The sequence below is a fragment of the Clostridium sp. CCUG 7971 genome (assembly GCF_017590215.1).
Lineage (GTDB): Bacteria > Bacillota > Clostridia > Peptostreptococcales > Peptostreptococcaceae > Faecalimicrobium.
In genome coordinates, this window is the sequence record NZ_JAFFPK010000159.1 from 1 (window position 1) to 12,314 (window position 12,314).

The following is a 12,314-nucleotide window of genomic DNA, read 5'->3' on the forward strand; positions in this document are numbered from 1 at the left end:
GTTCTATAGAAGTTGGGAAAGATGCAGATATAGTTATATGGGATGGATCTCCTCTTGAAATTCAAAGTAATGTATTGTTCACGATAAATAAAATGGAAAAATAGTTTATAAAAAATAAACTCATCTATAATTTCTACACAATTTAATTGTACTATATCAGTATATAAAATATTGATATAGGGTGATTTAATAATGAATAATTATAACAACTTTCATAATTGCAGGTGGAATTTTGATATCTATGCTATGTTTAGTATTATATTCTGATTCTAAATGTATCCATGATAAAATACAATAAAAAATAAAAATTATCCCACTTTAAATTAAAGTGGGGATATTTTTTATTTTTTATGTATTTTATCATGGATACATTTAGAATCAGAATATAATACTAAACATAGCATAGATATCAAAATTCCACCTGCAATTATGAAAGTTGTTATATTATTCATATTAAATCACCCCTATATCAATATTTTATATACTGATATAGTACAATTAAATTGTGTAGAAATTATGATAGTTTATTTTTTATAAACTATTTTTCCATTTATTATCGTGAACAATACATTACTTTGAATTTCAAGAGGAGATCCATCCCATATAACTATATCTGCATCTTTCCCAACTTCTATAGAACCTACTTTATCATCTATACCTAAAGTTTTAGCTGGATTTATAGTCATAGACTTTATAGCTTCATTCTTTTTCATACCATGCTTTACAGCTATACCTGCACATATTGGAAGGTATTGTACTGGTATTACTGGATGATCTGTTGTTAATGAAACATTAACTCCAGTGTTTGAAAGGATTCCTGCAGTTTCAAATGTTAAGTTTCTTAATTCTATTTTAGATCTTTCAGATAATGATGGCCCTACTATTGTTGGGTATCCTTCTTCTAACAAATCTTCTGCTATAAGATGTCCCTCTGTACAATGGTCCAATGTAATATTAACATCAAATTCTTTAGCTATTCTTATTGCTGTAAATATATCATCGGCTCTATGGGCATGAACTTTAAAAGGTATCTCTTTCTTAAGTACTGGAATTAAGCTTTCCATCCTTATATCATATTCTGGCTTATCATGGTCTTCATGTTCCATGTATAACTCTATTTCATCTAAGTATTCTTCTGCTTTTTTTAGATTTTCTCTTAAAAGAGATGCTATTGCCATTCTTGTTTGAGGCATTTTTTCATCTCTACCATAACAAGATTTTGGATTTTCTCCAAATGCAATTTTTGAAGCAACAGGATTTTTTATAACCATATTATCAATTCTTCTACCAAAAGTCTTTATGGCTATACATTGACCTCCCATTACATTTGCACTTCCTGGTGTAGTACATACCGCTGTTATACCACCTTGTAAAGCCTCTGTAAAGTTCTTATCCATTGGATTAATTCCATCTATAGGATTTAATTGTGGAGTTATGGGATCAGTTTCTTCATTGCCATCAGCACCTTCAAACCCCATACCATCTTCCCATAATCCTAAATGAGTATGAGCATCTATAAATCCAGGAAATACTTGCCTCTCATTAGCATCTATAGTTTCTGCACCCGACGGTATTTCTAAATTTTCTCCTATTGCTTTTATTTTTCCATCTTCTATAAGAATATCACCTTGCATTATTCCGTTTGTTACTGTATTTATAGTTCCATTTTTTATAAATATCATTATTATCTCCTCCTGATATAGCTTATATCTTCATTGATAAAGCCACTCTTTGCTTGTTCATATCAACACCTATAACAACAACATCTACAATATCTCCTACTGTAACTACTGTCATAGGGTCTTTTACAAATGATTTACTCATTTGAGACTTATGAACTAATCCATCATTTTTTATTCCAATATCTACGAATGCTCCAAAGTCTACTACATTTCTTACAGTTCCTTTTAACACCATACCTTCTTTGATATCTTCTATTTTTAATACATCAGTTCTAAGTATAGGCTTTATACCTTCTTCTCTAGGGTCTCTTCCTGGTTTTTTAATTTCAGAAATTATATCTTTTAAAGTTACTTGCCCTACTTCTAATCTTTCGCTTAATTCTTTTAATCCTATTTCATTAACTTTTGAATCTATATCTTTTATGTTTTTATTCTCTATATCTCTAAGAGAATATCCTAAAGTATCTAACATCTTTTTACATATATCATAGCTTTCTGGATGAACTCCAGTATTATCTAATGGATTTTTGGCATCTAGTATTCTCATAAATCCTGCACATTGAGTAAATGCTTGAGGTCCTAATCTTTTAACTTTCTTTAGTTGTGCTCTTGATGAGAAATCTCCATTTTCTTCTCTATATACAATTATGTTTTTAGCTATTGATTTACTTATACCTGCAATATGCTCTAATAAAGAGTATGATGCTGTATTTAAGTCTACACCCACACTATTTACAGAGTCTTCTACTACTCCACCTAATACTCCTTCAAGTCTTTTTTGATTTAAGTCGTGCTGATATTGACCTACACCAATACTTTTAGGGTCTATTTTAACAAGTTCAGCAAGTGGGTCTTGTAGCCTTCTACCTATTGATATCGCACCTCTTAAAGATACGTTTATATCTGGATGTTCTTCACTTGCAAGCTCTGATGCTGAGTAAACTGATGCTCCAGCTTCACTAACTATTACATATTGAACTTCTTTTTCTATTTCTTTTATCATGTCTGAAACAAACTTTTCAGATTCTCTTGACGCAGTTCCATTTCCTATTGCAATTATATCTATATTGTATTTTGATATTAATTCTTTTAAAGTCTTTTTTGCGCCTTCTACATTATTTTGAGGCTCTGTTGGATATACTGTTGTTGTATCTAATAACTTACCATTTTTATCAACTATAGCTATTTTACATCCCGTTCTAAAAGCTGGATCAAACCCCATAACCACTTTATCTTTTACAGGAGCTTGTAATAGCAAGCCTTTTATATTTTGTCCAAATACATTTATAGCTCTTTCTTGAGCTATTTCAGTTAAATGGTTTCTAACTTCTCTTTCTATTGAAGGGAATATTAATCTTTTGTATGCATCTTCAATAGATGATACTATTATTTCTTTATTTTTAAAGTTATCATTTTTTACATATTCATTTATTATATGATTTATAACTTTTTCATTATTAATTTCTAATTTTACTTTTAGGAAGTCTTCTTTTTCTCCTCTATTTATGGCTAAAACTCTATGAGGTGCAATAGTTCTTACAGATTCACTATAATCATAATACATATCATAAACTGATTTTTCTTCTTTAGTATTCTTTGTTACTAATACCCCTTCTCTTAATGATAAATCTCTTATATATTTTCTTATTTTAGCGTCATCAGATATTATTTCAGCTATTATATCTTTAGCACCTTTTATAGCATCATCAGAAGAATTCACTTCTTTTTCTTCATTTATATATTTTTTTACTTCTTCTTCTAGATTATTTATATTTTTATTTAATATATCTAATGCTAAATTTTCTAATCCTTTTTCCTTTGCAATTGTCGCTCTAGTTCTTTTCTTTTGCTTAAATGGAGTATATATATCTTCTACTTCTTGTAGTGTATTTGCCTTATTAACATTTATTTTTATTTCTTCTGTAAGTTTTCCTTGTTCTTCTATAATTCTTAGTACATCTTCTTTTCTACTTTGTAAATTTCTTAAGTATACTAATTTATCGTGAAATTCTCTTAATGTAACGTCACTCATTTCACCAGTCATTTCTTTTCTATATCTAGCTATAAATGGTATTGTATTTCCCTCATCTATAAGTTTTATTGTATTATTTATTTGCTCATCTCTAAGATTAAATTCTTTTTTTAATATTTCATTTATATTCATAAGAATCACTTCTCTTTCGTATGTAGTTTATTTTAAGTTAGTTGATCAAAAATTCGCTATGCTCATTTCGCCAACGACTTTGTCCGTTGCTCAAATAAAGGCTCAAGAATTAAATTCTCAAGCCCTTATTTTAATTATTTTTTGACTTATTCATTTTTAAGTACTCATTTATAAATAAATCTATATTTCCATCCATAACACTATCTACATTTCCCATTTCTGCATTAGTTCTATGGTCTTTTACTAATTTATATGGTTGAAACACATATGACCTTATCTGGCTTCCCCAAGTTATTTGAGAGTATTTTCCTTGAATATCTTCAATTCTTTCTTTATTCTCAAGTTCTTTGAGCTCTATAAGTTTTGCCATAAGCATTTTCATCGCTCTATCTTTATTTTTATGCTGAGATCTTTCATTTTGGCACTGAACTACTACTCCTGTAGGAATGTGCGTTATTCTTACTGCTGAATCAGTAGTATTTACGTGCTGACCTCCAGCTCCAGATGCTCTATAAGTATCCACTTTTAAATCAACTGGATTTATCTCAACATCTATACTATCATCAAGTTCCGGAGTAATGTCTATTGATGCAAATGAAGTATGTCTTTTACCTGATGGATCAAAAGGAGATATTCTTACAATTCTATGCACTCCTTTTTCACTTCTTAAGTAACCATAAGCATTTAAACCTTCTATAAGCAACGTAGCACTTTTTATTCCAGCAGCTGGATCTGATAATATATCTAAAAGTTTAACTTTATAGTTTTTAGATTCGCCCCATCTTATATACATTCTAAGTAACATTTGCGCCCAGTCTTGAGCATCTAATCCACCTGTTCCTGCATTTATAGATAATATTGCATTATTTTTATCATACTCTCCACTTAAAAGAGTTTTTATTCTTACAATATCTATCTCTTTTTGTAATGTAATTATAGAGCTTTCTATTTCCTTTTCAATAGATGGATCTTTCTCCTCTAATCCAATTTCTATTAAAACTTCTATATCCTCTAAAGCTTCCTTTAGTTTATTATATTCATCTACTATTTCTTTTAAAATCTTATTTTCTTGAAGAACTTTTTGAGCCATCTCATTGTCATTCCAAAAATCTTGCTCATTCATTTTAGCTTCATTTTCTTCTATTTTAATTAATAGTGAAGCAATGTCAAAGAGAGTCCCTCATTTCTTCTATATTTGAAGCCATAAGCTCTAAGTTGTGTCTATATTCTTGTATATTTAACATTTGGATCCTCCAAAATTATCTTCCACAGCACTTTTTATATTTCTTTCCACTTCCACATGGACAATCTTCATTTCTTCCAATATCCTCATCTTTTTTAACAGTCTTGCTTTCTTCTCCATCTGTTATATTAGAAGACAGGTGATCAACATCTATAATTTGTTTTCTTTCTACAGGTTGTTCCTCTACAGTTATATTAAATAAATATTTTATAGTATCTTCTTTTATATGCATATTCATTTCGTTAAACATTTCAAATCCTTCATTTGTATATGCTATAACTGGATCTTGCTGACCTATTGCACGAAGTCCTATACCTTGACGTAATTGATCCATAGCATCTATATGATCTATCCAATGGCTATCAACTGATTGAAGAAGTATTACTCTTTCTACTTCTCTCATTCTATCAAAGCCTATTCTTTCTTCTTTCCCATTGTACATTTTCATAGCTATTTCATATACAGCTTCTACTAATTCAGCTGTATTAAGCTTTTCTATATCTGGTATTTCTATACTTCCCTTTGGCATAAATTGATGGTACATATAATCTTTAAATCCATCTATATTTATTCCTTTTTCTTCAGAATAAGCATTTGCTGCATCTTCTATTAAAGAATGAATCATGCTTTGAATTTGTTCTTGAAGATTTTCACCCTCTAATACACGTCTTCTTTCTGCATATATTGTCTCTCTTTGCTTATTCATAACATCATCATATTGAAGTACGTGCTTTCTTATTCCGAAGTTTCTACCTTCAACTTTCTTTTGTGCACCTTCTATAGATTTAGTTAACATCTTATGCTCTATAGGCATATCTTCCTCAAGACCTATTTTTTCTACCATCGCAGATATTCTCTCACTACCAAATAATCTCATAAGATCATCTTCTAATGATATATAGAATCTTGAACTACCTTTATCTCCTTGACGACCAGCACGTCCTCTTAACTGGTTATCTATTCTTCTAGATTCATGTCTTTCTGTACCTATTATAGCTAAACCACCAGCTTCTATAACTTGAGCTTGTTCTTCTTCACATTTTTTCTTGAAGTCTTTATATAGCTTTTCATATTTTTCTCTAGCTACAAATAATTCTTCATTACCTTCTTTTTCTATACCTTCTAATGATGCGTCTACTCTATTTATTATAGATTCAGCATATCCTATTTTTTTCATTTCTTTTTTAGTTAAGAATGTAGGATTTCCTCCAAGAACTATATCTGTACCACGACCTGCCATGTTAGTAGCTATTGTTACTGCTCCTAATCTACCAGCTTGTGCTATTATCTCTGCTTCTTTATCATGGTGCTTAGCATTTAATACTTCATGCTTAACTCCCCTTCTTTTTAAAAGTTGAGATATTAATTCAGAGTTTTCTATTGAAACAGTACCAACAAGTATTGGTTGTTTTAATTTACTTCTTTCTATTATATCTTCAACTACTGCATTAAATTTACCTCTTACATTTTTATAAACAGCATCCGATAAGTCATCTCTTTGTATTGGTCTGTTTGTTGGTATTTGAACAACATCCATTTTGTATATTGCTTTAAATTCTTCTTCCTCAGTTTTAGCAGTACCAGTCATACCAGCGATTTTATTATACATTCTAAAGTAATTTTGGAATGTTACAGTTGCTAATGTTTTAGATTCTCTTTGTATCCTTAATCCTTCTTTAGCTTCTATTGCTTGGTGTAATCCTTCTGAATATCTTCTACCAAACATAAGTCTCCCTGTAAATTCATCAACTATTACTATTTCTCCATCTTTAGAAACATAGTCTACATCACGCTTCATTATTGTATGAGCTTTTAATGCTTGATTTATATGGTGATATAATTCTGTATGAGCTATATCTGTTAAGTTATCAACGTTAAAATAAACTTCTGCCTTTTGTATTCCTGAATCAGTTAAAGATACTGATTTTTGCTTTTCATCGATTTCATAATTTTCAGGTTTTAATGTTAATACAAAAGTATTAGCATCTGAATATAAATGTGTAGATTTATCTCCAGGTCCTGATATTATAAGAGGTGTTCTAGCCTCATCTACAAGTATAGAGTCAACCTCATCAACTATTGCATAATTTAGTTCTCTTTGAACCATTTGCTCTTTGTGTATTACCATATTGTCTTTTAGGTAGTCAAATCCATATTCATTGTTTGTTCCATAAGTTATATCACATTGATATTGAGCTCTTCTTTCTTGAGGGTTTTGTCCATGAACTATAACCCCTACTGTAAGCCCTAAGAATTCATATACTTTACCCATTTGCTCTTTATCACGTTTTGCTAGGTAGTCATTTACTGTAACTACATGAACTCCCTTTCCTGTAAGAGCATTTAAGTAAACTGGCGCGGTAGCAACTAGTGTTTTACCTTCCCCAGTTTTCATTTCCGCTATTCTTCCTTGATGAAGCACAATTCCACCTATAAGCTGTACTCTATAGTGTCTCATACCTAATACTCTTTTAGAAGCTTCTCTCATTACCGCAAAAGCTTCTGCTAAGATGTCATCTATTGTCTCACCGTTGTTTAATCTTTCTTTGAATATGTTTGTCATATTCTTAAGTTCTTTATCAGACATAGATTCAAACTTAGGCTCTAATGAATCTATTTCATCTACTATCTTATTAAACTTTTTTAGTTCTTTTTTATCTGCCATGTTAAATAAATTATCTAAAAAACCCATGTTCAGTATCTCTCCTCGCTCATTTTTTATACTATTATACATTTTACCATAAAAACACTATATGTAATATTCTTTATAATTAAAAAGCTATCGATAATTAAATTTATCGATAGCTTTTTAATTACTTTAATTATGTTATTCGTGTTCTATCATTCCATATCCACCATTTTTACGCTTATAAACTAAAGACATTTCATCAGTTTCTATATTTCTAAACATATAGAAATCATGTTGTAAAAGATTCATTTGTAATACAGCTTCTTCTGGATTCATTGGCTTTATATCAAATTTTTTATGTCTTTTTATTTCTATTTGATCAAAATCATCATCTTCATCGTCTTTTTCATAATCAATTGTAGTACCTTTTTCAACACCATTAAATCTAATACTTTCAACATCTTGGTGTCTATCTAATAATCTATTTTTAAGTTTTCTTAATTGCATATTTAATTTATCATATACAACATCAATAGCTGCATATAAATTTTCTTCTGAATCTTCTGCTCTAATTATCGGTCCATTTATAGGAATTATTGTTACCTCTATTGTTTGTCTTGACTTTGAAGCACTAACAGTAACATTTACCCTTGTTTCTGGATGTATATAAAAATTTAATCTACCTAGTTTTTCTTGAATAGTACTCTTTATACCTTCTGTTAGTTCCATTTGCTTACCAGATATTATTATATTCATAAGAACATCTCCCTTCAGTTATGCAGTATAAATTTTATACCTTGATATAGTATTCTACGCTAATTTAGCTAATCCTTTATTTTTATTGTTAGCTTTTATAAATTAATATATACAACCAAAAATATATTAATTTTTAATAATTTATAATACTTATTATTAATATGTGGATTACTAATATTCATATCACTTGTGGATAATGTGGATAGAATTGTTAATAACTCTAGTTTTGTGTATTTTAAGCTATTCTTTTATTTTTATATATCCACAAATATCAACAGTAGTTGTTATTAATTTGTGAATTTATGTCGTAAAATTATACTAAATATCCATTTTTAATATATTTTACTCTTTTATGGAATACCATTTTTTATAAAAAAAAGTACCTATAAGGTACTTTGAATATTTAGCTGACCTGGTTTTTGACCCCACACTCGCCTACTGGAGGGTTCGCTTGGGTTCGCCGCACTACTAGCTCTCTCGATTTGATATCGGTAGGTCTTACTTCTAAGCTGCACCATGATCATCAACCCAATTTTTAGTGTTGACTTACGTGGATCCCTTTGCCTGCAACTGGCTTGGACTTTCAACCACAGACCTAAATATTACTCATTTATTTTAATACGTTAATAAGCATATGTCAATAGGAATTTATTCCATAGCATAAGCATCCGAAGCTCTAGTAAGCAAAGTCATAACAAATACCTTGTTAACACCATTTAGTTTTAAGACTTTTGATATCTCATTTACAGTAGATCCTGTTGTAAATATATCATCTACTAAAAGTATGTTTTTATTTTTTAATAAATTATTTTTATCATTTATAATAAATGCATTTCTTAATTCTTTTTTTCGCTCACTTTTTCTTAACTTATATAGTTGTATAGTATCATATTTTCTATATATAATGTCTACATCTGGTATATTAATTAATTTACTTAATTTTATACCTATCTTTTGAGCTTGATTAAATCCTCTTTTCTTTAAACGGTTTTTATGTAATGGTACATACATAATATAATCAAATTTTATATCTTCTATTTCTAGTTTTTCTTTCATTATTTGCGCTATATACTTACTCATATATGTTTTATTTTTATATTTAAAATCTAAAACAAGCTTTTTACTCAAATCATTATATTCTATACAAGATATAGCTTTATCAAAATAGAAGGTTTTGTTAAAACAACTGCTACATCCGCTTATATCTTGTTTTTCTAGAGAATGATTAATTATTGGTTTTCCACATTTTTTACATCCATCTAGTATAAAATGTAGTTCTTCAAAACAATTTTTACAAGTTGAATAAGTATTAGTTTTACTTATGGGTTTATCGCATATTATACATGTTATATTTTCTGGATATATAAAATCTAAAATTAAATTAATTATGTCTTTAAATACTTTAGAGAAAATAATCTCTTTATTCTTCATATTTATTTAACTAACAACCCTTCTACTTTAAATTTATTTAACTTATATGCTAAATTAGAGTATCTCTCATTAGTTCTATTATTTTTTATCATATATTCTAAGTACTTTACATCTCCAACTAATACAACTAGTTTTTTAGCTCTCGTTACAGCTGTATATAATAAGTTACGGCTAAGTAGCATCGGTGGAGCCCATGTTATAGGTATAACTACAACTGGAAATTCACTTCCCTGGCTTTTATGTATAGTTGTACAGAAACTATGATCTAGTTCATCTAATTCATCATACTTATAAGACACTATTTTAATATTATCAAATAATACGTATACAGTTCTCTTATCTTTGTCTATATGATATACATAACCTATATCTCCATTATATATACCTTCTCCACTGTCTTTTGAATCTTCGCTTTCCCATTTTTTAGTATAGTTATTTTTTATTTGCATAACTTTATCACCGACTCTAAAAAGTCTTTTTTGGAAACTCTCTTCTACTTTAAATTTTTCAGGTTGGTTAAGGTATTTTTGTAATTCTACATTTAGATTGGTCACCCCTAAGTCACCTTTTCTCATAGATGCTAGTATTTGTATATCTTTTAATTTATCTACATTATAAAATTTAGGTAGTCTTTCATTAACTAAGCCAACTATTTCTTGTAAAATTTCTTCATTTGTAGATTTTCTTATAAAGAAGAAGTCTTTACCTTTTGAATTTAAGTGAAGAGGTTGTCCATTATTTATTTTATGAGCATTTACTACTATCATACTTTCTCTTGCTTGTCTAAATATTTCATTTAATTCAACTACATTTATAACCCCAGAATCTATCATATCTTTAAGTACATTACCTGCTCCAACAGATGGTAACTGGTCACTATCTCCAACTAGTATAACTCTAGTTCCTTCTTTTATAGCTCTTAGTAATGAATACATTAATAAAATGTCAACCATAGAAACTTCATCTACTATTATCACATCTGCTTTTATAGGTTCCTCTTCATTTTTCATAAATTCTAATTGGTCACTGTCTGTAGCAAATCCCATTTCAAGTAATCTATGTATAGTTTTTGCTTCTTTATTAGAAGTTTCGCTCATTCTTTTAGCAGCTCTTCCTGTTGGTGCTGCTAAAACAACTTCTTGGTTGTTATTTTCAAATATTTTTATTATTGTGTTTATAGTTGTAGTTTTTCCTGTTCCAGGACCTCCAGTAACTATTACTACTCCACTTTCTATTGATTCTTTAACAGCCTTAGCTTGGTTAGTAGCTAACTTTATACCTTCTTCATTTTCAACAAGTCTAATTTCTTCTTCTATATCTATATTTAAATCTTTAAATTCACATTGAGATAATTTTATTATTTGCTTACAAACCCCGTTTTCAGATAAATAGTATGGTATTAAATATATTAAGTTTTGTCCGCTCATTTTTTCTATATGCACCTTTTGGTCATAAGCTAAATCCATTATACACTCTTCTATAAGATCAGTACTTACTTGTAATAGTTTTTTAGCATCTTGTATTAAAATATTTTCTGGTAGATAAGTATGTCCACTTCCTAAAGATTGATTTAGAGAATATAAAATTCCTTGGCAAATTCTATCTTTAGAATTCTTTTCTATTCCTATTTTATTCGCTATATCATCAGCTATTTTAAACCCGATACCTCTTATATCTTCCGCTAACTTATACGGATTTCTATTTATAACTTCAATAGCCTTGTTTTTGTATTTTTTATATATTTTCATACAGTAATTAGGAGTAATTCCATAAGGTGATAATTCAATAATTATATTTCTAAGTTCTCTATTTTCTTCATAACTTTTGACTATTTGATTTATCTTCTTACTTCCTATACCTTCTACTTCTTGTAATCTTTCCGGACTATTTTGTATTATATCTAAAGTATTAACTCCAAATTTATCTATAATCCTTTTCGCCATTTTTTCACCTATTCCATGTATCATACCCGATGCTAGATATACATAAATTCCTTCGAGTGATGATGGCGTTACTGGCATAAATTTATTTACCTCAAACTGAGTTCCATAAGTTTTGTGATTTATCCATTTCCCCTCTACTTCTATGCTTTCTCCAACTGATAAAGTTGGCATACATCCAACTATAACAACTTCACTATTAGAGTTAGCTAAATGGGCTATGGTGTATCCATTATCATCATTTTTGAATACTATATCACTTATCATTCCTTCTAATCTTTCCATACTTTTCTCCTACAACAAATAATATTTCTATACTGTACTTAAGTTGTAATTATTATACCTTTTATATAAAATAAAATCACCCCTTAAAGTAACATTACTTTAAGGGGCTTTATTTATAAATCTAATTTATATTATTGTGCTAGAGCTTCTTTTCTTAAAATTTGAGCTTTATCTGTTCTTTCCC

General features: G+C 29.0%; 7 protein-coding genes. All 7 read right to left on the bottom strand.

The window, feature by feature from the left end; genetic code table 11:
* Positions 1-524: 524 nt before the first annotated feature.
* Positions 525-1,682 carry an amidohydrolase gene (locus JWF52_RS17205; protein WP_208334720.1) on the bottom strand — a complete coding sequence of 386 codons (1,158 nt, stop codon included), beginning with the start codon at positions 1,680-1,682 and terminating at the stop codon, positions 525-527.
* Between the two features lie 22 nt (positions 1,683-1,704).
* The gene (locus JWF52_RS17210; RefSeq protein ID WP_208334721.1) at positions 1,705-3,846 is read right to left on the bottom strand and encodes a Tex family protein; all 2,142 of its coding nucleotides are present in this window, start codon (positions 3,844-3,846) and stop codon (positions 1,705-1,707) included.
* Between the two features lie 130 nt (positions 3,847-3,976).
* A protein-coding gene (prfB, locus tag JWF52_RS17215; RefSeq protein WP_208334722.1) for a peptide chain release factor 2 occupies positions 3,977-5,090 on the bottom strand; the annotation gives its coding sequence in 2 pieces (ribosomal slippage) (positions 3,977-5,026 and positions 5,028-5,090; 1,113 coding nt in all).
* Between the two features lie 15 nt (positions 5,091-5,105).
* Positions 5,106-7,781, bottom strand: a complete 2,676-nt coding sequence (secA, locus tag JWF52_RS17220; protein ID WP_208334723.1) for a preprotein translocase subunit SecA — start codon at positions 7,779-7,781, stop codon at positions 5,106-5,108.
* 135 nt (positions 7,782-7,916) lie between these two features.
* On the bottom strand, positions 7,917-8,474 hold the full coding sequence (gene hpf, locus JWF52_RS17225) for a ribosome hibernation-promoting factor, HPF/YfiA family (RefSeq protein WP_208334724.1): 558 nt from the start codon (positions 8,472-8,474) through the stop codon (positions 7,917-7,919).
* Between the two features lie 648 nt (positions 8,475-9,122).
* The gene (locus JWF52_RS17230; protein WP_208334725.1) at positions 9,123-9,905 is read right to left on the bottom strand and encodes a ComF family protein; all 783 of its coding nucleotides are present in this window, start codon (positions 9,903-9,905) and stop codon (positions 9,123-9,125) included.
* A gap of 2 nt (positions 9,906-9,907) precedes the next feature.
* Positions 9,908-12,130, bottom strand: a complete 2,223-nt coding sequence (gene recD2 / locus JWF52_RS17235) for an SF1B family DNA helicase RecD2 (RefSeq protein WP_208334726.1) — start codon at positions 12,128-12,130, stop codon at positions 9,908-9,910.
* Positions 12,131-12,314: the final 184 nt, after the last annotated feature.

Bases quoted from the DNA above. Each gene is read 5' to 3' on its own strand.
- JWF52_RS17205 (WP_208334720.1), bottom strand. From the start codon at position 1,682: ATGATATTTATAAAAAATGGAACTATAAATACAGTAACAAACGGAATA.
- JWF52_RS17210 (WP_208334721.1), bottom strand. From the start codon at position 3,846: ATGAATATAAATGAAATATTAAAAAAAGAATTTAATCTTAGAGATGAG.
- secA (WP_208334723.1), bottom strand. From the start codon at position 7,781: ATGGGTTTTTTAGATAATTTATTTAACATGGCAGATAAAAAAGAACTA.
- hpf (WP_208334724.1), bottom strand. From the start codon at position 8,474: ATGAATATAATAATATCTGGTAAGCAAATGGAACTAACAGAAGGTATA.
- JWF52_RS17230 (WP_208334725.1), bottom strand. From the start codon at position 9,905: ATGAAGAATAAAGAGATTATTTTCTCTAAAGTATTTAAAGACATAATT.
- recD2 (WP_208334726.1), bottom strand. From the start codon at position 12,130: ATGGAAAGATTAGAAGGAATGATAAGTGATATAGTATTCAAAAATGAT.